Annotated in this window: 19 protein-coding genes and 1 riboswitch; of the genes, 14 read left to right on the top strand and 5 right to left on the bottom strand. The window is 61.8% G+C overall.

Features of this window, described 5'->3' with window-relative positions; translation table 11 throughout:
- The first annotated feature begins 6 nt into the window (after window positions 1-6).
- The 6 genes from flgH (at window position 7) to mgtE (ending at window position 7,985) form a co-directional block, all read left to right on the top strand.
- Window positions 7-678 (top strand): flagellar basal body L-ring protein FlgH, encoded by a 672-nt coding sequence (gene flgH / locus OKB87_RS04480; RefSeq protein ID WP_011706638.1) that lies wholly within the window; start codon window positions 7-9, stop codon window positions 676-678.
- A gap of 8 nt (window positions 679-686) precedes the next feature.
- A complete protein-coding gene (locus OKB87_RS04475) occupies window positions 687-1,784 on the top strand; it encodes a flagellar basal body P-ring protein FlgI (protein ID WP_011706637.1) in 1,098 nt (365 codons plus the stop codon).
- Between the two features lie 44 nt (window positions 1,785-1,828).
- A complete protein-coding gene (flgJ, locus tag OKB87_RS04470) occupies window positions 1,829-2,920 on the top strand; it encodes a flagellar assembly peptidoglycan hydrolase FlgJ (RefSeq protein ID WP_270826605.1) in 1,092 nt (363 codons plus the stop codon).
- A 3-nt stretch (window positions 2,921-2,923) separates the two neighbouring features.
- Window positions 2,924-4,924: a FlgK family flagellar hook-associated protein gene (locus tag OKB87_RS04465; protein ID WP_257703103.1), complete on the top strand. Its 2,001-nt coding sequence runs from the start codon at window positions 2,924-2,926 to the stop codon at window positions 4,922-4,924.
- Window positions 4,925-4,928: 4 nt separating this feature from the next.
- Complete coding sequence (gene flgL / locus OKB87_RS04460) at window positions 4,929-6,137, top strand: flagellar hook-associated protein FlgL (protein WP_102988367.1); 1,209 nt, start codon at window positions 4,929-4,931, stop codon at window positions 6,135-6,137.
- Between the two features lie 214 nt (window positions 6,138-6,351).
- A riboswitch (M-box (ykoK) riboswitch) is annotated at window positions 6,352-6,521 on the top strand.
- Between the two features lie 120 nt (window positions 6,522-6,641).
- On the top strand, window positions 6,642-7,985 hold the full coding sequence (gene mgtE / locus OKB87_RS04455; RefSeq protein WP_011706633.1) for a magnesium transporter: 1,344 nt from the start codon (window positions 6,642-6,644) through the stop codon (window positions 7,983-7,985).
- A gap of 63 nt (window positions 7,986-8,048) precedes the next feature.
- Here the strand turns inward: mgtE and ppx are convergent, their stop codons facing one another.
- The 3 genes from ppx to OKB87_RS04440 all read right to left on the bottom strand — a co-directional run bounded on the left by ppx (window position 8,049) and on the right by OKB87_RS04440 (window position 12,186).
- On the bottom strand, window positions 8,049-9,539 hold the full coding sequence (ppx, locus tag OKB87_RS04450; protein ID WP_029299818.1) for an exopolyphosphatase: 1,491 nt from the start codon (window positions 9,537-9,539) through the stop codon (window positions 8,049-8,051).
- Window positions 9,529-11,598 carry a polyphosphate kinase 1 gene (gene ppk1, locus OKB87_RS04445; protein ID WP_016351316.1) on the bottom strand — a complete coding sequence of 690 codons (2,070 nt, stop codon included), beginning with the start codon at window positions 11,596-11,598 and terminating at the stop codon, window positions 9,529-9,531. The genes ppx and ppk1 overlap by 11 nt, the downstream gene beginning before the upstream one ends.
- Before the next feature lie 75 nt (window positions 11,599-11,673).
- Entirely contained in the window at window positions 11,674-12,186 is a 513-nt protein-coding gene (locus OKB87_RS04440; protein WP_016351315.1) for a glycine cleavage system protein R, read from the bottom strand.
- A gap of 211 nt (window positions 12,187-12,397) precedes the next feature.
- Between OKB87_RS04440 and OKB87_RS04435 the strand changes: the two genes are divergently transcribed.
- From OKB87_RS04435 to OKB87_RS04415, 5 genes are all read left to right on the top strand, one after another.
- Window positions 12,398-13,267, top strand: a complete 870-nt coding sequence (locus OKB87_RS04435) for a DUF2726 domain-containing protein (protein WP_247141207.1) — start codon at window positions 12,398-12,400, stop codon at window positions 13,265-13,267.
- Between the two features lie 278 nt (window positions 13,268-13,545).
- Window positions 13,546-14,967: a sigma-54 dependent transcriptional regulator gene (locus OKB87_RS04430; protein ID WP_187590491.1), complete on the top strand. Its 1,422-nt coding sequence runs from the start codon at window positions 13,546-13,548 to the stop codon at window positions 14,965-14,967.
- A gap of 106 nt (window positions 14,968-15,073) precedes the next feature.
- Window positions 15,074-16,108, top strand: a complete 1,035-nt coding sequence (locus tag OKB87_RS04425; RefSeq protein ID WP_011706627.1) for a sensor histidine kinase — start codon at window positions 15,074-15,076, stop codon at window positions 16,106-16,108.
- Between the two features lie 61 nt (window positions 16,109-16,169).
- Complete coding sequence (locus OKB87_RS04420; protein WP_247141206.1) at window positions 16,170-17,513, top strand: sigma-54-dependent transcriptional regulator; 1,344 nt, start codon at window positions 16,170-16,172, stop codon at window positions 17,511-17,513.
- Window positions 17,514-17,659: 146 nt separating this feature from the next.
- The gene (locus OKB87_RS04415; protein WP_281503274.1) at window positions 17,660-18,421 is read left to right on the top strand and encodes a Nif3-like dinuclear metal center hexameric protein; all 762 of its coding nucleotides are present in this window, start codon (window positions 17,660-17,662) and stop codon (window positions 18,419-18,421) included.
- A gap of 111 nt (window positions 18,422-18,532) precedes the next feature.
- Here the strand turns inward: OKB87_RS04415 and purN are convergent, their stop codons facing one another.
- On the bottom strand, window positions 18,533-19,171 hold the full coding sequence (purN, locus tag OKB87_RS04410; protein ID WP_247141205.1) for a phosphoribosylglycinamide formyltransferase: 639 nt from the start codon (window positions 19,169-19,171) through the stop codon (window positions 18,533-18,535).
- A 32-nt stretch (window positions 19,172-19,203) separates the two neighbouring features.
- The gene (gene purM / locus OKB87_RS04405; protein ID WP_102988372.1) at window positions 19,204-20,241 is read right to left on the bottom strand and encodes a phosphoribosylformylglycinamidine cyclo-ligase; all 1,038 of its coding nucleotides are present in this window, start codon (window positions 20,239-20,241) and stop codon (window positions 19,204-19,206) included.
- A gap of 175 nt (window positions 20,242-20,416) precedes the next feature.
- Between purM and upp the strand changes: the two genes are divergently transcribed.
- From upp to hda, 3 genes are all read left to right on the top strand, one after another.
- Window positions 20,417-21,043, top strand: a complete 627-nt coding sequence (gene upp / locus OKB87_RS04400) for a uracil phosphoribosyltransferase (protein ID WP_005302745.1) — start codon at window positions 20,417-20,419, stop codon at window positions 21,041-21,043.
- Between the two features lie 143 nt (window positions 21,044-21,186).
- A complete protein-coding gene (locus OKB87_RS04395) occupies window positions 21,187-22,206 on the top strand; it encodes a DUF2066 domain-containing protein (RefSeq protein WP_226031497.1) in 1,020 nt (339 codons plus the stop codon).
- Between the two features lie 215 nt (window positions 22,207-22,421).
- A complete protein-coding gene (gene hda / locus OKB87_RS04390) occupies window positions 22,422-23,123 on the top strand; it encodes a DnaA inactivator Hda (RefSeq protein ID WP_016351307.1) in 702 nt (233 codons plus the stop codon).
- Window positions 23,124-23,229: the final 106 nt, after the last annotated feature.

Genomic DNA, 23,229 nt, shown 5'->3' with positions numbered 1-23,229 from the left:
CGCATGATGAAAGCCATATGGATGCTGGGGCTGCTGGCGTTGGGGGGCTGCAGCAGCACACCCAATACCGCCAAGCCCGATGATCCCGAGTTTGCCCCCGTCTACGGGGAGTCGGAGCCGGTTTCGGTCAGACCGACCGGTGCCATCTTCCAGCCCGATCAGGTCAACGGCATCTATTCGGACATCAAGGCGCACAAGGTGGGCGACATCATCACCATCGAGCTGGCCGAGTCCACTTCCGCCTCCAAGAAGGCCAATACCCAGAGCGGCAAGGATAATAAATTCACCATGAATCCGGCTGTGTTGGGCGGTGTGCCGGTGACGGCCGGCCCCTATGATCTGTCGGCCTCCCTCAGCCAGAACGGCGCCTTCAAGGGGCAGGCCAAGGCGGATCAGAGCAACAGCCTGCAGGGCAACATCTCCGTCAGCGTGGCCAAGGTTCTGCCCAACGGCAACCTGTTGGTGCGCGGCGAGAAGTGGATCATGCTCAACAACGGCAACGAATATATCCGGATCACCGGCATGATCCGCCCCGAGGATGTGACCACCGACAACAGTGTCTCATCCCAGAAGGTGGCCAATGCGCGCATCCATTACGGTGGCACCGGTGATCTGGCCAATACCCAGGAACAGGGGTGGCTCACCAGCTTTTTCAATGGCCCCTGGTGGCCGCTCTAGGAGGTGTTATGAAGTCGCTCCGTCTTGTTGCCCTGTTCTGCTGCCTGTTGCCCCTGGGGATGGCCCATGCCTCCCGGATCAAGGACATCAGCTCGGTGGAAGGGGTACGTAGCAACCAGCTGATCGGCTACGGTCTGGTGGTCGGTCTGCCGGGCACGGGTGAGAAGAGCAACGCCTTCACCGAGCAGACCTTTCGCACCATGCTGAACAATTTCGGCATCAAGGTGCCGGACAACATCAAGCCCAAGATCAAGGACGTGGCGCCGGTGGCCATTCATGCGGATCTGCCGCCGTTTGCCAAACCGGGCCAGACCATAGACGTCACCGTATCGGCCATCGGTGAGGCCAAGAGCTTGCGCGGCGGCACCCTGCTGCAAAGCTTCCTCAAGGGGCTGGATGGCCGGGTCTATGCGGTGGCGCAGGGCAGCCTGGTAGTTGGCGGGCTGGGTGCCGAGGGGGCCGACGGCTCCAAGGTGGTGATCAATACGCCGACCGTGGGTCGCATTGCCAACGGGGCCACCGTGGAGCGGGAAGTCCCGAACTCCTTCAGCCAGGGGGATACCATCACCTTCAACCTGAACCGCCCCGACTTCACCACGGCGCGCCGGTTGGCTGACGTGGTCAACGATCTGGTCGGCCCCAACACGGCGCAGGCGCTCGATGCCACCTCGGTCAAGGTCTACGCACCGCGGGACCCGGGCCAGCGGGTCTCCTACCTCGCCACCATCGAGAACCTGGAAGTGGATCCGGCCAGCGAGGCGGCCAAGATCATCGTCAACTCCCGGACCGGCACCATCGTCATCGGCAGCCAGGTGCGGCTCAAACCTGCTGCCATCAGCCACGGCGGCTTGACGGTCACCATCGCGGAAAATCAGCAGGTGTCCCAGCCCAATCCGCTCTCGGGCGGGCAGACGGCGGTCACCAACAACTCCACCATCAACGTGCAGCAGGAGCAGGGACGCATGTTCAAGCTGGATACCGGGGCCACCCTGGATGATCTGGTGCGAGCGGTGAATCAGGTCGGGGTGGCTCCCGGCGATCTGATGGCGATCCTGGAGGCGCTGCAACAGGCCGGCGCCATCGAAGGTCAGCTGGTCATACTGTAATAAAGCGGCAAGGGGTTGCCACGGGCGGCAATGAGGTAAGCAAAATGGCAGAGTTAGATACCAACAGCGGCGTGAATCTGGGCATGGTGCAGGATATCCAGAACCTGGATCGCCTGCGCCAGCTGAGCCAGAGCAAGGAGGGCAAGGCAGATGCGCTCATGGCGGCTTCTCGTCAGTTTGAGTCCATTTTTACCCAGACCCTGTTTCAAAGCATGCGCCAGGCCAATCAGGTATTGACCCAGGACAGCCCCTTCAACAGCAGCTACACCCAGTTCTACGAGGGGATGCTGGACGAGCAGCGGGTCGCCGACATGTCGAGCAAGGGTGGCATCGGCTTGGCTGCCATGGTGGCCAAGCAGCTCTCGCCAGAGACCTTTACCCATCACGACGGGCGGGTGCTCAAGATGCCGCAGCGTACCGAGCGGGTCTATAAACCCTATCAACCGCCCACCTCGGCCGCCAACGATCTCATCTCAGCTTCAAAAGTTGGCAAAGATTTTGCTGACAAGGAGATGAGTGGCGATGTGCAGCCTTTGGCAACGGCTCATCGCGGTCGTCGCACCATACCGCCGATGGGGCCTGCGCAAGTGGGACACGGCATTCGCGGTGCCAAGGCGCTCGATGAAACGACCCAGGTGTTTGACACCCCTGAAGAGTTTGTCAACCGGCTGATGCCGCTGGCCAAGAAGGCGGCCGACAAGCTGGGATTGAGCCCGGCAGTGCTGGTAGCCCAGGCGGCGCTGGAAAGCGGCTGGGGCAAGCGGGTGATCAAGAACGGGGAGGGGCAGGTGACCCACAACCTGTTCGGCATCAAGGCCGATCCTCGCTGGGAAGGGCCCAAGACGGTGGTCAGCACCCTGGAATACGAGAAAGGAGTGGCATCGCGCCAGAAGGCGGCGTTTCGCTCCTACGAGTCGTTCGAGGAGAGCTTCAACGACTATGTCGATTTCCTGACCTCGGGTTCCCGCTACAAGGGAGCCCTGGCCAAGGTGGACAGTCCGGACCGTTATTTCGAAGCCTTGCAACAGGCTGGATACGCCACCGACCCGCACTACGCCAGGAAACTGAAACAGGTATTGCGCAGTGATGCCATTGCCGGCTACTCCGCGACCAACAATACAGAAATGGAGCTGTAAGTCATGGCAAGCGATCTGCTTGGAATTGGTACCTCGGGTGTGATGGCCCAGCAGCGACTGCTGCAGACCACCAGTAACAACATCGTCAACGTCAATAGCCAGGGCTATGTGCGTGAACGGACCCTGATCTATACCAATGCCAACGGACTTGGTACCGGCGACATGCTGACCGAGCGGGTCATCAACGCCTATGCCCAGGGAGAGGTCAGACGCGACACGTCCGCCTTCTATGCCTCTTCCACCCGTTATCAGCAGCTCGCCAACACCGACAGCCTGCTGGGAGACACCAGCAACAGCGTCGGCGCCGCCATCAGCTCCTATTTCGAGGGCTTCCATACCGCCAACGAAGCCCCCGCCGATATCTCCGGCCGCAAGACCACCCTGAGCCAGCTGAGCGGCATGGTAAACCGCTTTCACACCCTGTCGGCCCAGCTGGACAAGCAGACCGACACCATCAATACCACCATCGGCGATGAGGCCAAGCGGGTGAACAGCCTGATCAACAGCATCAACGATCTGAACCAGGCCATCATTCGCACCCAGGGCACGCCGGAAGAGAACCTGATGCTGTTCGACCAGCGCGACGAGGCCATCCGCCAGCTCTCCGAGAAGATGGAGATCCGCACCGTGCCGCAGGACAACGGCAGCATGCTGGTCAACATGAGCACCGGCCACTCCCTGGTACTCAATGGCAGCGTTGCCCAGCTCAGCGTGGTGCCGGGCAATCCCGATGCCCGTGAGCCCGAGTTGCAGCTGAACATGGACCCCAACAAGATCACCCTGAACAACAAGGATATTGGTGGCGGTCTCGGCGGTCTCTTCTCCGCCCGCAACGATCTGGAACCGTCCAAGCGCGAGCTGGGCCAGCTGGCCGCCGCCATGGCCGATGCCATGAACCAGCAGAACCGGTTGGGGATGGATCTGGACAACGAGCTGGGAGGGGATCTCTTCTCCCTCGGCTCGAGCGATGGTCTGGCCTACAGCCAGAACACCGGCAGCGGCGCCGCCAAGGTGAGCTTCGTGCCCGGCAAGGGCACGGAAGTGACCACCTTCGACTACGAAGTGCAGTTCAGCAGCGCCACCGGTTACGAGGTGTTCTCGGTGGACAAGGATGGCAACCGCACCTCGCTGACCACAGGTACCACGCCGCCCGCCACGGTACAGGTGGCGGGTCACGGCATCCAGATCGATCTCTCCGGTACCCCGGCGGCGGGGGATAAGATCCTGCTGCAACCGACCAAGCGGGCGGCCGCCGGCCTGGGTCAGCTGGCAACCCGGGCCGAAGATCTGGCGCTGGCATCGCCGCTCAAGGCCGACAAAGGCAAGAACAACTTCGGTGCGGGCGAGATCAAGCTCAATGGCATCACCAATACCGGGGCCGGCTCCGGCTTTGGCACCAACAGCCTGAATCCGGCCTCACCCCAGGTGGTGAAGATAGACGGCAGCGGCAACTACGAGGTCTATGCGGCAGACGGTACCACGCTGATTGGGGTAGCCCCTGCTTCCAGCAAGGGGCAGAACCTGATGGCCGCCCTCGAGAGTCCGCTGGGCGGGCCCAAGGTGTACGCCACCCCGGCCCAGACTCCGGGTTATGAGTTCAGCATCACTGGCCAGGTAAAGGCCAAGGACAGCTTTACCCTCAGCTACAACACCGATGGTTTTGCCGACAACGCCAACGGGCTGGCACTGGCGGATCTGCAGAACAAGGATCTGGTGCGCAAGAGCAGCAACGCTGGCACCAGCAACGACAAGATGACCTTCAACGAGGCTTACTCCAGCCTGGTGACCGGGGTGGGCAACACCACCAGCCAGGCCAAGAGCCAGCTCAAGGCCGACGAAACGAAATTGATCCAGAGCAAGGGCATTTTCGAGAGTGTCTCCGGCGTCAGTCTGGAAGAGGAAGCTGCCAACCTGATCCGTTATCAGCAGTCCTATGCCGCCTCCGCCCAGATCGTCAGCACCGCCAAGACCATTTTCGATACCCTGTTGTCATCAGTGAGGTAAGCAGATGCGTATTACCACCAACATGGTCTATGACCGCAACCTCTCCTCGCTGAACGGCGCCAACGAACGGCTGAGTACGGCTTATGAGCAGCTGATGACCGGCAACAAGTTCAAGACGGCGGGGGAAGACCCTTCCGGCATGAGCCAGAAGCTGGCGCTGACCAAGGAGATCGATCTCTTCAAGCAGTACGGGGTCAACGGCAGCCTGCTGGAAAACAGCCTGGGCCACGAGGAGACGGTGCTGACCGCCCTCAACACCGCCATGACCAGTGCCCAGACCCTGATCCAGAAGTCAAATAATTCAGCTATGGATTTAGAAGAACGCAAGGCTATCGCCAGCGAACTGGAGGGGCTGCAAAAGCAGATGTTCGACCTGATGAACAGCAAGAACTCCCAGGGCGAATATATCTTCGGCGGCAACCAGAGCAAGACTCAGCCCTTCATCAAGGATGCAAGCGGCAATTATGTGTTTCAGGGGGATACCGGCCAGCGCAACATTCAGGTGTCGCCGACGGTGCAGATCCCTGCCAACGATTCCGGCTTCAATCTGTTCGAGATAGTGCCGACCCGCAGAACCAGCAGTGCGGGGAGCGCCAATATTCAGGTCGGGGTGGCCGATCAGGGCAACTTCGACAGCTTCTATCGCAACAACTACGACTCCTCACTCGCCAGCAACCAGTATACGGTGAACACCATAGCCGGTACGCCGGATACCTATGAGATCAGGGATGGCGGCGGTGCCTTGCTGCAAAGCGGTGACTATGTGGCGGGCAACAAGATCCCCTTCAACGGGCTGGAGCTGACCCTGTCGCTGCCGGCAGGGGGCGCGGCACAAAACTTCGTGCTGGATCCGCCCCAGAACAACAACATCCTCGATGGCATGTCCGATTTCATCACGGCGCTGCGGGATCCCAACATCACGCCGGATACCTTCCAGCTGAAGGTGGCGGACGCCACCGCCCACATGAAGAATGCCCGCCAGAACATGGATCAGGGGTTAGGGGGAGTTGGCAGTCGGTTGAATAGCCTGGAGCAGGTGATGGGCTCGAACGAAGGGCTGAGCACCTTGAACCAGCAGGCGAGGGCCAAGGTCTCCGAAACGGATCTCTATGAGGTGATTGCCACCCTGTCAAAAGAGGATGCGGCACTGAGCGCCACCCAGCTCTCCTTCAGCAAGATCAGCAAGCTGACCCTGTTCGACTACATTCGTTGACCGGTCACCCATCGCTCGCGGCCCTGATGGCTGTGAGCGATGGTTACCCGCTTGGCCCCTGTTTTTTCCGCTCGTTTATCCTCATTCAACTCCCCATGCCGGCCAATTGTAACAAGCTGTTGCCACAGGCTATTTAGCGCATTGCGACGGGTTGACTCCTATTGATCATTCGATAATCATGCAGCCCGCACAACAGAGGGTTGTGCGCATATTTGCAGCATCTCGTTAGGCGAGGCTCCTGTATAAACACAGGCCACTGATCTCACGACGTCCAGAGACGCCCAAGATCAGGACAGTTTTCATCGGATTAAGGTGTAAACCCAAGTGGCTTCCGGCATGCCGGATACGTTATGCAGTGCTAAAGCTGGTACGTGGGGATGATGACACGCCGGACGGCGTCATTTCCTGCCTATTACTCGTCAATCAAATTGCTGTTTTCTTTCAGACGGCGACGGATCACCGTTCGCGCTCAGGCTTGCCTGAAATCACATGAGGTCATTTGTGATGAAGAAAACACAGACTCTACTCAATCGTCACCAACTGCTCGATCTGGCTGCCCTGCAGGGCTGGCTGGAGCACAACCTGGATCCGGTTCAGCGTGCCGATCAGCTGCTGACCCTGCGTCCGGAAGAGCTCAACTGCATCTTCGATACCCTGCCCACTGCCGATGGGGCGGCGCTGCTCAGTTCGCTGTCTGCTGACTGTGCCGGGCGTCTGCTGATGCGGCTGCATGCCAGCATCGTCAGCGTGTTGCAGGGGGCCATGCCCCGCCGCGACATGCTGGCCATTCTGCGCCGGCTGGGCAGCAGTGATCGCACCATGCTGCTTGCCCGCTTCCCGGAGCAGGTGCAGTCCACCTTCTACTCCCTGCTCGACTGGCCGACCGAATCGGTGGGCGCCAACATGCGCCACGAATTCCTGGCCATCGGCGATCAGGAGACGGTGGGCAGCGCCAAGCAGCTGATCCACGATGCCTGGGACAACGCCCAGCTGTTCCAGAACCTCTATGTGGTCAACAACGACCACCGCCTGCTTGGCAGCATCTCGCTCAAATCCCTGCTGATTGCCGACCCGCAACTGCCGGTGAGCGAGTTGATGGACCGGGAGACGGTGCGCATCAACGCCCGGGCGGATCAGGAACTGGCCGCCCGCCTGTTGATTGACCGCGACATCTCGACCCTGCCGGTCGAGGATCAAGGCAAGCTGGTGGGGATCTTCCACGTGGACGATGCCGCCGACATCCTGGAGCTCGAATCGACCGAGGATGCGGAGATGCAGGGTGGTTCCTCGCCACTCGACACTCCCTATCTGCAGGCGACCCCCTGGCAACTGTGGCGCAAACGGGTGGGCTGGCTGCTGATCCTGTTCGTGGCCGAAGCCTATACCGGTACCGTGCTGCGGGCGTTTGAAGAGCAGCTGGAAGCGGCCATCGCGCTGGCCTTCTTCATTCCGCTCCTGATCGGCACCGGCGGCAACAGCGGTACCCAGATCACCACCACCATAGTGCGAGCCATGGCAGTCGGGGAGGTAAGCCTGCGCAACCTCGGCACCGTGCTGAAAAAGGAGATCTCCACCGGTCTGCTCATCTCGGCCGCCATCGCGCTGGCCGCCTGGGTACGGGCCTGGAGCCTGGGGGTTGGTCCCCAGATCGGCATGGTCGTCACCCTGACCATCATCGCCATCGTGCTGTGGAGCGCCACCGTTGCTTCTGTGATCCCCATGGTGCTGCGTCGCTTCCGCATCGACCCGGCCGTGGTATCCGCCCCCTTCATCGCCACTCTGGTGGATGGTACCGGTCTTATCATCTACTTCGAAATCGCCAAGCTGCTGCTGCCCGAGCTGCAGTAAGCCGCAATCCGAAAATGCAAAAGGCAGCCCATGGGCTGCCTTTTTTGTCTCGCCGAGCTGGCGTCAGCCGAGCTGGAACAGCAGTGGCCAACCCTGCTCCTGACAGTAGCGGTGCTCCTTCTCCAGATTTTGCATCAGCAATTTGTTCTCGTCGCACCAGTCCAGTGGCAGGGTGACCACCAGCTGATCGCCGGCGGCCTGCACATGCCAATCGGGCAGCAGGTTGTCCTGGCGCCTGTGGTGGGCGGCAACTGCGAGGCGCAGGATGCGGATACAGCGCAGCACCGTCTGTTCATCGTGGTTGGGCAGGGAAGGGAGCTCGGAGAGCTTGAGCCCCTTGCGGTGAAAGCGTACCAGCGCGGCCAGCAGGGCCTGATCGTCCTGGTTGAAGCCGGGCAGGTCGGTGTGCTGCAGGATATAAGCGGAGTGGCGGTGAATGCCGCTGTAGTTGATGGCAAGGCCGATCTCGTGCAGTCGCGCTGCCCAGCCGAGGATGGCGCGATAGGGCTCCTCCGGCATCTCCCAGGGGCCGCTGAGCAGATCGAACAGGGTCAGCACGCTCTGTTCGACCCGGCCAGCCTGACGCTTGTCGATGCGATAGTGGGTGGAGAGTGCCAGGGCGGTGCGCTCGCGAATGTCGTGGTGCTGCAAGCGCTCCTCGAACTCGTACAGTAACCCCTCACGCAGAGCGCCATCGGAATAGTCCATCCGCTCGATGGGCAGGGAGGTGAAGAGCCCGAGCAGGATGGCCACTGCGGCGGCAAACACCTCCTGACGTTCTTCGGTGAGGCCGGCCAGCTTGAGATCGCCGACCCGCTTGTGCCGGATCATCTCCTGCTTGAGCCGTTCCAGCCCGGCCAGGGTGATGGCGCCATCGGTCCACTCTTCTCCCTGCAACACATCGCGCACGGTGCGGATCGAGCCCGAGCTGCCGAGGCAGCTCTGCCAGCCCAGCTTGCGGTACTGGTTGATGATGGGGGCGAGCTGGTGCTGAGCTTCCAGCACGGCATTGTTGAAGGCCTTCTCGCTCAGCTTGCCGTTGGCAAAGAAGCTCTGGGTGAAGCTGACACAGCCCATCTTGCGGCTGGTGAGCGCCTTGTGATCGAAGCCCTCGCCGATGATGAGCTCGGTGCTGCCGCCGCCGATGTCCACCACCAGTACCTGGCCTTCGATGTGCTGGGTATGGGCGACCCCCTGATAGATGAGGCGCGCCTCTTCCTGGCCGCTGATGATCTCGATGGGGTGGTTGAGCACCTTGGCCGCCTCGCTCACGAACTCACGGGCGTTGCTGGCACGGCGCAGGGTATAGGTGCCGGCGATGCGGATCTGATCCGGCTTGATATTGGTCAGCCGCTCGGCAAACAGGGCGAGGCAGTCGAGGCCCCGGGTCATGGCTTCGGCAGACATGCGGCGCTGGCCGTCCATCCCTTCTGCCAGCCGCACCCGTTCTTTTATCCGGTCGACGATCTGCAGTCGTCCCTCGGTGAGGCGGGCGATGACCATGTGAAAGCTGTTCGAGCCCAGATCCACGGCGGCGTACAGGCTATTGTCCATTGTTTGACTCTATGCGTTTGAGGTAGTCGTAAATCGCGACCTGGGAACGGATCTTGCGGCGATTGCCCCGCTTCACGTACTCGTTCTTCTGGTCGGCATCGATGACCCGCGCCTTGCAGGTGTCACTCAGTTGTAGCTCGAGAATGTCGAGGATGCGCTGCTTGAGCCGCTCGTCATAGATGGGGGTGCCCACCTCGATGCGGCCGTCGATGTTGCGGCTCATCCAGTCGGCGCTGGAGATATAGAGCTGGGGATTGCCCTTGTTGTGGAACACCATCACCCGCGGGTGCTCGAGGAAGCGGTCGATGATGCTGATCACCCTGATGTTGTCGCTGAGGCCCGGCACGCCCGGACGCAGGGCACACATGCCGCGGATGATCATCTGGATGGGCACCCCGGCCTGACCGGCGGCATAGAGCCGGTTGATGAGGTCTCTGTCCACCAGGTTGTTGATCTTGAGGGTGATGCCGCTCGGCTGGCCCGCCTTGGCGTTGGCCAGTTCGTTGTCGATGAGCCGGTAGAGCTGGCGGCGGCTGTTGATGGGGGAGACCAGCAGGTGGTTGAACTTGTAGCGCCGATAGGGATATTCGATGTACTCGAACACCCCCTCCACCTCGGCGGTGATGTCCGGGTGGCGGGTCAGCAGGGAGAAGTCGGTATAGATCTTCGCCGTCTTCTCGTTGAAGTTGCCGGTGCCGATGTGGGCGTAGCGCACCGCCTCACCCTGCTCGTGGCGGGTGATGAGGCAGAGCTTGGAGTGGATCTTGAGGCTTGGCACCCCGAACACCACCTTGACGCCGGCATCGGTCAGGATGTTGGCCCAGTCGATGTTGGCCGCTTCGTCGAAGCGGGCGCGCAGCTCCACCACCACGGTCACCTTCTTGCCGTTGTTGGCGGCGTCGATGAGGGAGTGGATGATGCGTGACTTCTTGGCCACCCGGTAGATATTGATGCGAATGGCGCTGACCGCCGGATCGAACGCCGCCTGGCGCACCAGCTCGGTGAAGTGGTGGAACTTGTGGTACGGGTAGTAGAGCAGTATGTCCTGCTTGGTGATGGCGTCGAAGGCATTGACGAAGCCGTCAAAATCGCGGCAATCCAGCGCCGGCAGTTTGGGGTTTTCCAGATAGTCCCGGCCCACGTTGGGGAAGCCGATGAAATCCTTGAAATTGTGATAGCGACCGCCCGGCATGATGGCGTCGTAGGAGCTGATCTGCAGCTTGAGCTTCAAGAAGCTTATCATCGCCGCCGGCATCTCCCGCTCGTAGACGAAGCGCACCGGCATGGCGGTGAGACGCTGCTTCAAGCCATCACTCATCTTGTCCACCAGGCTCAGATCCAGCTGGTCGGAGAGGTCATATTCGGCATCTCGAGTCAGCTTGACCGCGTAGGCGGCTATCTCGTCGTAGTCGAAGAAGCCCTTGAAGATCTCGTCGAGACAGAAGCGGATGACGTTGTCGAGGATGATGATCTGCTTCTTGCGGCGGGTGCCCTCCGGCGGCAGCTGGAAGAAGCGGGGCAGATCGTCGGTCGGTACTTCCACCAGCGCGTACTGGATCACCTGGCCGTTCTTCTTCATCTCGATGGCCAGATAGGTGTACTCGTCTTTCAGAAACTTGACCGGGTTGACCTCTTTGTTGAGCAGGATCGGGATGATGTGGCGCAGCACCTTCTCCTTGAAGAAGACCCTCAGCCACTGCTGGATGGACTCGGAGAGCTGGTACTCGTTGACCAGGAAGATGTTGTGGCGGGCGAGCGCTATCAACAGCTCCTTGTAGGTGTTGTCGAACGCCTCGCCGAGCGCCATTACCTTCTGCTGGATGGCGCGCAGCAGCACCTTGGCCTCGTCGTCGCCGCCGTGCACTTCGTTGATCAGGATGCGGCGCTTGACGTCCGACACCCGCACTTTAAAGAACTCGTCCTGGTTGGAGGAGAAGATCCCGAGGAAGCGGACCCGCTCGATGAGCGGGACCGTCTTGTCCATTGCCTCTTGCAACACCCGTTCATTGAATGAGAGCCAACTCAGCTCCTTCTCTTCATACTGCTTGTCGGTGCTCATGTGATGCCTCTGTGGTCAGGTCGCGTCTGCGCGGCAGTTATGGCGTGGAAATATGACAGATTGATGACCATCCGCTCAGTCGATGATGGCCTGATCGATGTCGACCACCAGATCGTCCGACAGCGACTCCAGCGCGCTGATGAGATCCCCCAGTTCGAGTCGGGGCGGCAGCGCCACCAGGGCGTGGGCGTAGAAGAGCGGGGCGCCGGAGTGGGGGGCCGGTTCGCAGCCGGTGGTGAGGTCGGCCACGTTGATGTTGAGCTGACGCAGGATGCTGGCCACCTCGTGGACGATGCCGGCCCGGTCGTTGCCGGTGACACTGACCATCACCTGCCGTTCCGGCTCCTGGCTGAGCTGGCCTTCGGCGAAGCTGACGGTGAGGCCGGGCAGCATCACCAGCGCCTCGCACAGGCTGCGGTAGTGTTCGTCAGGCACGCTCACGTGCAGGATGCCGGCAAATTGTCCCGCCAGCTCGCTCATGGAGCTGGCCAGCCAGTTGCCCTGCTGGTGGGTGATGACGTCCGCCAGACTCTCGACGATACCGGGCTTGTCAGCGCCTATCACGGTCACGACCAATTGCTTTTGCATCCTGCTCTCCTTGGAAAATGGGTACTCGGTAGCATTGTGCCTGCTGTCACAGGCCATATGAAGCCCCGCCCACCGCAAATATGGCGAAAAAGCACCGCCGGGAGGGGGTTGGCGCCATTTCTGCACTGCCTGCGCCCGCTGCACCGTGGTAGAGTGATGCCCCTGTTTTGTATTGTGAACCGGATAGCTCTTGTGAACGGGATGTGCGCGTATGAATAGCCTTGTCGTATCGGGATTGGTGTTGTTGGTGTTGCTGCTGCTGGCGATCTTCTGGAGCAGGGGCAAGAAGGGCAAGGCGCTGCCCTATGATCTGCAGGAGACTCTGTTCAGCCCCGCCGAGCGCTCCTTCCTCGGTGTGCTGGATCTGGCGGTCGGCGACCAGGCCCGGGTCTTTGCCAAGGTACGGGTAGCCGATGTGCTGACGCCGGAGACGGGCATGGGCAAGAGCAAGTGGCAGCAGGCGTTCAACAAGATCAGCGCCAAGCACGTGGACTATCTGCTCTGCCACCCCTCCGACCTCTCCTTCATCTGCGCCATCGAGCTCGATGACAGCTCCCATCGCCACCAGAAGCGCAAGGTGCGCGACAGTTTCCTCAAGGCCGCCTTTGACAGCGCCGGTCTGCCGCTGCTGCAGATCCCGGCAAGCAGCCATTATCAGGTCGAAGAGCTGCGCGAACAGATCCTGCCGCTGCTAAGCGGCCCCCGCCGAGCCCCGGATGAGGATCTGCTGCCAGGTGATCGCCGCGAGCCCACCTTCAGCCCCCTGCAGCTGGATCGGGTCGAGGTGGAAGAGCCTCGTCATGGCGGTCGTGCCCCGGCCGTGGCCCCCATCAAGGCGATCGTATCGCCGCGCAGTGCACCGTTGCCGGCGGCCGAGGCCGAGCTGGTGGAGAATCTGTTTGCCGAGGTGGAAGATGAGGAAGAAGAGTATCCCCATCAGGTGCCGCACTGCCCGCGCTGTGATGCGCCGCTGGTGGAGCGGGAAGCCAAGAAGGGCCCCCATGCCGGCCGGCTGTTCCTGGCGTGCAGCCGCTTCCCTGAATGTCGCTACGCCGCTCCCCATACTCACGCTCGCCATTGATCCCCCCCGCCTGTTTGCGGCCTGCTGCCGGCCGCAAACAGGTGCATCTGCTAGTGTTCCAGCCTCTCTTGCTTACCCGCTACCTGCCCACCGTACCCAAAAAAAGAGGCGACAAAATTTATCTTGTTGCGCCGTTGGGTCGATAAACTTAGGTGAAATGCGACAAATTTTGACAATGCGTCGGAATTTTGGCACTTTGTGCATCCTGCATAAAGTGCGTGGTTTGACCACATAAGCACAATAAAACAATAAGTTACGTCGAGAATAGAGGGATGGATATGATGGCAATGGGAGTGTTGATTGTTGACGCCGATGCGCAGCGGCGCCAACAGTTGGGGACAGTTCTCTCGTTCATGGGGATCCCCTGGCAGGACGTTGCCGAGGGCGATCTGGATGTGGCCATCGAGTCATCCGGCCCGCTGCAGGGGGTGCTGACCGGTTCCCTCAACGGCCGCTCGCTGGGCGAGCTGCTGACCGGATTCCCCCGGGTGCCTTTCCTGTCGCTGGTGGAGGCCGACTTCCCCAACAGCAACTTCATCGGGGTGGCCGAGGCGCCTTTCACCTACGAATCCCTGACCCGCCATCTGCACTTTTGCCAGGCCTTCGTCTCCCTCCATCCTCGTCAGCAGACCCACGACAAGGGGCAGGCTCTGTTGCGGCTGCTGGTGGGCAAGGGCAAGGGGATCCAGGAGGTGCGTCGGCTCATCAGCCAGGTGGCCGAGACCGATGCCAATGTGCTGATCCTCGGTGAATCGGGTACCGGCAAGGAGGTGGTGGCCCGCGCCATCCATGAGCTGTCCGGCCGAAGCCAGGGCCCCTTCGTGCCCATCAACTGCGGCGCCATTCCGGCTGAGCTGCTGGAAAGCGAACTGTTCGGCCACGAGAAGGGGGCCTTCACCGGCGCCATCGCCGCCCGGCGCGGCCGCTTCGAGCTGGCACAGGGGGGCACCCTGTTTCTCGACGAGATCGGCGACATGCCGCTGCCGATGCAGGTCAAGCTGCTGCGGGTGCTGCAGGAGCGGTTGTTTGATCGGGTTGGCGGCGGCAAGCCCATCCAGGCGGATGTGCGCATCATCGCGGCCACCCACCGGGATCTGGAAGCGATGATCCGTACCCAGGGTTTTCGCGAAGATCTCTACTATCGCCTCAACGTCTTCCCCATCGAGACCCCGCCGCTACGGGAGCGGGCCGACGACATCCCGCTGTTGCTGCAGGAGTTGCTCAATCGCCATGCCGAGCTGCATCAGGGGATGATCCGCCTGACCCAGCGCGCCATGGAATCCCTGATGCAGTACCCCTGGCCAGGCAACGTGCGCGAGCTCTCCAACCTGCTGGAGCGGTTGCTCATCCTCTACCCGCAGCAGATCGTCGATGTGGCTGACTTGCCGAGCCGCTATCGGTTGCTGCCGTGCGAGCCGCGGGACGAGCGGCTGACCGAGATGGACGAGCGCGATGCACTGGCCGCCGTGTTCCAGGATCCGCCCGAGCTGGATCTGCCTGCTAGCCACGCCCGCGCCATGCAACTGCCGGAGGAGGGGGTCAACCTCAAGGAGATGCTGGCCGACCTGGAGGTGGAGCTGATCCGCCAGGCGCTGGAGTCCCAGGACGGGGTGGTGGCCCGCGCCGCCGACCTGCTTGGCATGCGCCGCACCACCCTGGTGGAGAAGATGAAAAAATACGGGATGAGCAAGGAAGCATAAGGGTCAAAGCCTTGACGCCTAGCTTCAAGGCTTTGATTTTATATGTGAATTTTAGTGGCATGGAAATTGAATAAGCTGATTCAGTCGCCAGTTTGAGGTCAGCTTTATGACAGCCCAGCCGCAGGATACCCCGCTCCAGTCTCACGAGGTGAGCCAGCTTTACGCCATCTTCACGGCGCTGCCCACCGGTGTCTTGCTGCTCGACGGCGAGGGCCGGATCACCCGCGCCAACCCGGCCGCCAAGGCGCTGCTGGGGGAGCCGCTGGAAGGTCAGGCCTGGCGCCAGATCATCGACCGCTGTTTCCAGCCCCGCGAGGATGATGGCCACGAAATTTCTCTGCGCGATGGGCGCCGGGTTCAGCTGTCGACCCAGCCGCTGCCGGATCAGCCGGGCCAGCTGGTGTTCATCAACGATCTGACCGAAACTCGCCAGCTGCAAGACCGTATCAACCACATGAAGCGGTTGTCCGCCCTTGGCAACATGGCCGCCTCGCTGGCCCACCAGATCCGCACGCCGCTCTCCGCCGCCATGCTCTATGCCGCCAACCTGGCCAACCGCACCCTCAAACCGGAATCCCGCAGCCAGTTCCAGCAAAAGCTGATGGCGCGCCTGCAGGATCTCGAGAAACAGATCAGCGACATCCTGCTGTTTGCCCGCAACGGCGACAACCAGGTGGTGACCCCGACGTCGGTGCAGGGGTTGCTGGCCGAGGTGCAGGCCGGCGCCGAGGCATTTTGCAGCCAGCAGGGCTGTGAGCTGCACATGGAGGCACCGGAGCCCGATCTCTGCTTGCTGGCCAACAGCAGCGCGCTGGCGGGGGCGGTCAACAACCTCATCGCCAATGCCCAGCAGGCCGGCGCCACCTCGCTTCTGGTGAGCGCGGTGCGCAGCGGCGCCCGGGTGGAGCTGCGCATTCTCGACAACGGCAAGGGGATGCCCGCTCACCTGCTGAGCCAGATTTTCGAACCCTTCTTCACCACCCGCTCCCAGGGCACCGGCCTTGGGCTGGCGGTGGTGCAATCCGTGGTCCGTGCCCATCAGGGCGAGGTCAGCGTGGCCTCGGTACCCGGCGAGGGAACCTGTTTTACCCTGTCGTTCCCCCTGCACCAGCAAGCGGTGCAGCTGGGGGGTGTAGCATGAGCGTCAGGCTCGTGGAAATGAATATTGCAGCGGCCAGGTTGGCTGTGGTGGGAGGTGTAGCATGACTCAGGCCCGGATCCTGGTAGTGGAAGATGACAATGGCCTGCGCGAAGCGCTGGTGGATACCCTGTTGCTCGGCGGCTATGAGTGCCGCGAAGTGGACAGCGGCGAGCGGGCTCTGCTGGCCCTGTCGCGCCAGAGTTTCGACATGGTGATCTCGGATATCCAGATGGGAGGCATGGATGGCCTGACCCTGCTGGCCAACATTCGTCAGCAATATCCCCAGGTGCCGGTGCTGTTGATGACTGCCTACGCCAACATCGACGGTGCGGTGCGCGCCATGCGCGAAGGCGCCATCGATTACCTGGCCAAGCCCTTCTCGCCCGAGGTGCTGCTCAACCAGGTCAGCCGCTATGTGCCGGCCCAGAAGGTGGAGAAACGGGCCGTGGTCTATGGCGATCCCAAGACCGCCGAGCTGTTCCAGCTGGCGACCCGGGTGGCCAGAAGCGAGGCCACCGTGATGGTGACCGGTCCGAGCGGGACGGGCAAAGAGGTGCTGGCCCGCTACATCCACGACAACTCCAGCCGCGCCGAGCAGACCTTCGTCGCCATCAACTGCGCCGCCATTCCGGAAAACATGCTGGAGGCGACGCTGTTCGGCTACGAGAAGGGGGCCTTTACCGGCGCGGTACAGGGCTGCCCCGGCAAGTTCGAGCAGGCGCAGGGGGGGACTCTGCTGCTCGACGAGATCACCGAGATGGATCTGGGGCTGCAGGCCAAGCTGCTGCGGGTATTGCAGGAGAAAGAGGTGGAGCGGCTCGGCAGCCGCAAGATGATCCCGCTCGACGTGCGGGTCATCGCCACCAGCAACCGGGATTTGAAGAAAGCGGTGCAGGACGGCCTGTTTCGCGAGGATCTCTACTACCGGCTCAATGTCTTCCCGCTGCGCTGGACAGCGCTGTGGGAGCGTCCCGGTGACATACTGCCGCTGGCGGAGCACCTGCTGGCGCTGCATGCCGCTCAGCAGGGACTGCCGACGCCGCAGCTCACAGAACCCGCTCGCGAGCGGCTGCTGGCTCACCCTTGGCCTGGCAATGTGCGCGAGCTCGACAATGTGGTGCAGCGCGCCCTTATTCTGAGCCCCGACGGCCTCATCGGCTGCGAGCACCTGATCCTGGAAGAGGTGGAGGAAGAAGAGATCCGCCTTGTCGGCAGTGAGCGCAGCAGCGGCAGCGAACACCTAGGCAGCGAGCTCAAGCAGCAGGAGCACCAGATCATTCTCGACACCTTGCAGGATTGCAACGGCAGCCGCAAGGCGGTGGCCGATCGGCTCGGCATCAGCCCACGCACCCTGCGCTACAAGCTGGCCCAGATGCGCGAGGCGGGGATCGACCTGCCGGCCTGATACCACTCGGGCCCGGCCATGGGCCACAGTGCGGGAGGCATCATGGTCTTGGCGGCCGGCCTCGATTATCATGGGGCCTCGGCGTTATGAGCCCGATTCCTGTCTGCATCGCAGCACAGGGGTCGGCGCCTTTATAAGGGACCCCTATGATCTCTCATCGAAAACTCGAAACCGTACTCAACCATCTGCTCGAACCGCATGCCATCAAGGATTACTGCCCCAATGGCCTGCAGGTGGAGGGGCGTGAGCGCATTCGCAAGGTGGTGACCGGCGTCACCGCCAGCCAGGCCCTGATCGATGCGGCTGTGGCCGCCGATGCTGACGCCATCCTGGTTCATCACGGTTACTTCTGGAGCGGTGAGCCAGCCCAGATCACCGGCATGAAACAGCGCCGCATCAAGACCCTCTTGACCCACGACATCAACCTGTTTGCCTACCACCTGCCGCTGGACGTGCACCCTGAGGTGGGCAACAACGCCCAGCTCGCCAAGCTGCTCGACATCAAGGTGCGTCGTGGCCTCGAGCCCTGGAACAGCAAGAGCGTCGCCATGGTGGGCAAGCTGGAAGAGCTCATGAGCGGCAGCGATTTTGCCAAGCTGATTGCCGAGCGGCTCGGCCGTGAACCGCTCCATTGCGGCGACAGTGGCCCCGAGCTTATCCGCTCGGTGGCCTGGTGTACCGGCGGCGGCCAGAGCTACATCAATCTGGCGGCGGAGCAGGGCATCGATGCCTTCATCTCCGGTGAAGCCTCCGAGCAGACCATCCACACCGCCCGCGAGATGGGGATGCACTTCTACGCCGCCGGTCACCACGCCACCGAGCGTTACGGCGTCAAGGCGCTGGGGGAGTGGCTGGCGACGGTGCACGGGCTGGATGTCACCTTTATCGATATCGACAATCCGGTGTAGGTTCGATTAGCCGCATAGCGGGGTCATCGGACGTGGCCGCAGGGCTGGTAGATAGAAATAACAAGGGAGGCCTGGGCCTCCCTTGTTGCATTTTATTACTGCGGTTAGCGGTTACTCGCTGGCATAGCCTGCCGGGCCAAGCTGCATGCCATCGAGCAAGGCAGACCCTGCTCGCATCTGCAAGCGCCCTTCACAGAACCACTGCACCACCAGCGGGTAGATGCTGTGCTCCTGCACCTGTACCCGGGCCGCCACCTCGCCGGCATCATCCCCTTCGAAGATGGGGACGCGCGCCTGCAGGATCACCGGGCCGCCGTCGAGCTCTTCGGTGACGAAGTGGACGCTGGCGCCATGCTCGTCGTCGCCGGCGTCGATGGCGCGCTGGTGGGTGTGCAGCCCCTGATATTTGGGCAGCAGGGAGGGGTGGATATTGATCATCCGTCCGGCGAAGTGGCGTACCAGGTCAGCACTCAGGATCCGCATAAACCCGGCCAGTACCACCAGATCGGGCTGATAGTCCGCCATCTGCGCCAACAGAGCCGCGTCATACTCCTCCCGGCTGGCAAACTGCTGCTGGGCGAGGATGGCGGCGGCCACCCCCGCCTCTTTGGCACGCACCAGACCATAGGCATCGGCCTTGTTGCTGATGACGCCGACCACCTCACCGGCAATCTTGCCGCCAGCACAGCCGTCAAGGATGGTCTGCAGGTTGCTGCCGTTGCCGGAGATCAGCACCAGGATGCGTTTCATGGGGGTGGTCATTTGGCTGTTGATCCGGTCATTCATTGAATGATGACCTGCTCCTCACCATCGGCCGCCTTGGCGATATGGCCGATATGCCAGGCGTTCTCGCCTTCGGCCTTGAGCAGGGTCAGCGCTTTTTCCAGCTGATCCGCCGGCAGGGCGATGATCATGCCGACACCGCAGTTGAAGGTGCGGTACATCTCGTGGCGGGTGACGTTGCCAGCCTGCTGCAGCCAGCTGAACACTGCCGGCCACTGCCAGCTCTGCTCGTCGATCACCGCCTTGGTGTTGGCGGGCAGCACGCGCGGGATGTTCTCCCAGAAGCCGCCACCTGTGATGTGGGACAGGGCGTGGATCTCGCACTCCTTGATGAGCTTGAGCACGGGTTTCACGTAGATGCGGGTCGGCTCCAGCAGGGCGTTGGCCAGGGTGGTATCACCCAGCGGCTGCTGCACGTCGGCCTTGGAGACTTCCAGGATCTTGCGCACCAGCGAGAAACCGTTGGAGTGGGGGCCGCTGGCGGCCAGGGCGATCAGGGCATCTCCTTCGCCGACCTTGCTGCCGTCGATGATCTCGCTCTTTTCCACCACACCGACGCAGAAACCGGCGATGTCGTAGTCTTCCCCTTCATACATACCCGGCATCTCGGCGGTCTCGCCGCCCACCAAGGAGCAGCCGGACTGCTCGCAGCCGGCACCGATGCCGGTGACCACGGCCGCGGCAGTGTCGACGTCCAGTTTGCCGGTGGCATAGTAGTCAAGGAAGAAGAGGGGCTCGGCGCCTTGCACGATCAGGTCATTGACGCACATGGCCACCAGATCGATGCCGACGGTGTCGTGCTTCTTCAGGTCGATGGCGAGGCGCAGCTTGGTGCCCACCCCGTCGGTGCCGGAGACCAGCACCGGCTCCTTGTAGCCCGCAGGGATTTGACACAAGGCCCCAAAGCCGCCAAGACCACCAAGGACTTCAGGACGACGAGTGCGCTTTGACACGCCCTTGATACGTTCAACCAGTGCATTGCCGGCATCGATATCCACGCCAGCATCCTTGTAGCTCAGTGAGGTTTTGTCAGTCACGCGTATTCCCCGTCATATAAAGAAGTGGAGGGTAAAATTCGGGGCGTATTCTAACAGTGGCGGTGAAAAACCAGAAAGGAAATCGTTTGCGCGTTTTTGCGCGGAAATGCTCTACAAGCGGCGGCTTTTGTTGTATGATTCCGCGATTTTTTTGCGGCAGTTAGAGGAGATAATAATGAAAGTCGTTGAAGTCAAACACCCCCTGGTCAAGCACAAGATCGGTCTGATGCGTGAAGGCGATATCAGCACCAAGCGTTTCCGTGAACTGGCCAAGGAAGTGGGCAGTTTGTTGACCTACGAAGCGACCTCTGACTTCGAAACCGAGAAGGTTACCATCGATGGCTGGAATGGGCCAGTGGAAGTTGACCAGATCAAGGGCAAGAAGGTCACCGTCGTGCCCATCCTGCGTGCCGGTCTGGGCATGATGGATGGCGTGCTGGAGCACATGCCGAGCGCCCGCGTCAGCGTGGTCGGCATCTACCGCGACGAAGAGACCCTGCAGCCGGTTCCCTACTTCGAGAAGATCGTCAGCAACATCGAAGAGCGTCTGGCGCTGGTCATCGACCCCATGCTGGCCACCGGCGGCTCCATGATCGCCACCATCGACCTGCTCAAGAAGAAGGGCTGCCAGTCCATCAAGGTGCTGGTGCTGGTTGCCGCGCCGGAAGGCATCAAGGCGCTGGAAGCCGCTCACCCGGACGTGGAGCTGTTTTGCGCCTCCATCGACCAGGGCCTGAACGAGAAGGGCTACATTGTCCCGGGTCTGGGCGACGCCGGCGACAAGATCTTCGGCACCAAGTAAGCCTCGATCGCCTCATCGCGTGCCAGCAGGCGCGCAAACGGAGCCGGCACCCCGCCGGCTCCGCTGTTTCTCCCGCCCCGGCTTGCTGCCATGCGCGCCTTGCCGCTACCATAAGCACCATCTCCCATTTCGAGACTCCTCTCATGCTCAAACGTGTTGTGACCGCCCTCTGCTGCGGCTTGTCATTCATGGTGTCGGCCGCCCAGGTGACCGATCTCTATCAGGGCAAGGCGCCCACCAGCGGCGACATGGCTGCGGCCCAGTCCCAGGCCCTGGGCGAGGTGCTGATCAAGGTGACCGGCAAGCGCGACATCCTGACCCAGCCGGCGGTGGTCAAGGCGCTGGCGGCCCCCGGCGAGTTCGTGCAGCACTACGGTTATCAGGACGTGGGGCCGGTGAAGTTTCTCAAGGCCGATTTCGATGTGGCCAAGGTCAATGCCCTGGTGGCCGAGAGCAAGTTCGCCCTGCTGGGCCCGGCTCGGCCGCAGGTCGCCATCTGGCTGGTGATCAATGAAGGGGAGCGACGCATTCTGCCGGATCAGTCCAGCGATGGCTGGGCTGCCGCCCTGCGTACCCAGGCCCAGGCCATGGGGCTGCCGGTCAGCATTCCGCTGATGGACTTGGACGACAACATGGCGGTCAACGCCACCGACGTCTGGGGCCGCTTCGCCGATCCCATCCTCAAGGCGAGCCAGCGTTATGGCGCCGAGATGGTGGTGCTGGGCAAGCTGACGCCGGAGGGGGAGAAGTGGAGCATCGACTGGGGTCTCTACGGCCCCAAAGCGGGCGGTGAGCTGAGCGAACTGACCAAGGGCGAGGGCTCCGGCACCCAGGCCGAGGTGGCGCAGACGTTCGCCGATGCCTTGGCAGGCTGGCTGGTACAGAACTACGGGGCGCGCATCTCGGGGGTTGCCTCCAGCCAGACACTGGTGGTGGAGGGGTTGTCCGGCATCGACGGCATGATCACGGTGCAGAAGATGCTGCAGGGGATGGCCAGCGTCACCAAGGTGGAAATTGGCAAACTGGAGGGGGACAAGGTGACCTTCAACCTGAGCCTGCAAGGGGACAAGGCAGAGCTCATCCGCGGGCTGCAGCTGGAGAGCCGGTTGCGCCAGCTGGCGGATACCCCCGAGGGGCTGAGCTATCAATGGTCGCAGCCCTGATCCTGGCAAGGATCCTGCTTGGCTGGCCGAGCACAACCAGCGTGGGCCCAGAGTGCGGTTTTTCAAGCAGGCCAAGGAGTAGCCGCTTTCGTTAGCAATGGTCGCAGCCTGGATCCTTTATGAGGATCCACACCGCCCGGCATCGTCCGGGCGGTTCTCTATCCGCCTTCGCGATGATACACTTGCCCGCAAATGTCACAGTCAAAGCCCAACGAGTGAAGCAACCGGCCCAACTGTCTTTAGCCGTACAACTACCGGATGATGAAACCTTCGTCAGTTTTTATCCCGGCAACAATGCTCATCTGATCACCGCCCTCAAAAATGCGGCCATTGGTCAGGGCTCACCTTTCCTCTATTTCTGGGGGGCTAAGGGATCGGGCCGCTCCCACCTGCTGCACGCCACCTGCGCCGAGGTCAATGCCCGCGACGCCGCAGCCGCTTATCTCTCCCTCGATCAGTTCGAACAGCTCGACCCCAGCATGCTCGACGCCCTCGAAAGCCTGCCGCTGGTCTGCCTCGACAGCCTGGAGGCGATCGCCGGCAATGCGCTGTGGGAGCGGGCCCTGTTCGATTTTTACAACCGCTGGCAGGAGAAGGGTGAGGGTACCCTGGTGGTGACCGGCTGCAGTGCGCCGCGCAAACTGGGACTGCAACTGCCGGATCTCGCCTCACGGCTGGACTGGGGAGTGAGCTTTCATCTCGACGAGCTGGACGATGAAGGCAAGCTCAGTGCCCTGCAGCTGCGTGCCGAGCTGCGGGGCTTCAAACTGCCCATCGACGTGGGCCGCTTCCTGCTAAACCGTCTCTCGCGCGACATGCGCACTCTGCTCACCACTCTCAATCAGCTCGACAACGCCTCCTTTCGTGCCAAGCGCAAGCTGACCATTCCCTTTGTCAAAGAGATCCTCGAGCTCTGAGAACCTGGCCACGTTCTTACTGCGAGGCCGTGAGCAAGGCTCATGTGCTGCTCGGAATCCTCATGTATCCATATACACTCCGGTTCCTGCGCCGCTCTTCACCTTG

The organism is Aeromonas sp. Y318-1, assembly GCF_027706125.1.
In the GTDB taxonomy this organism is placed as follows: Bacteria; Pseudomonadota; Gammaproteobacteria; order Enterobacterales; family Aeromonadaceae; genus Aeromonas; species Aeromonas hydrophila.
The sequence above is the reverse complement of the archived record's forward strand: the minus strand, read 5'-3'. Positions and strand labels throughout refer to the sequence as shown.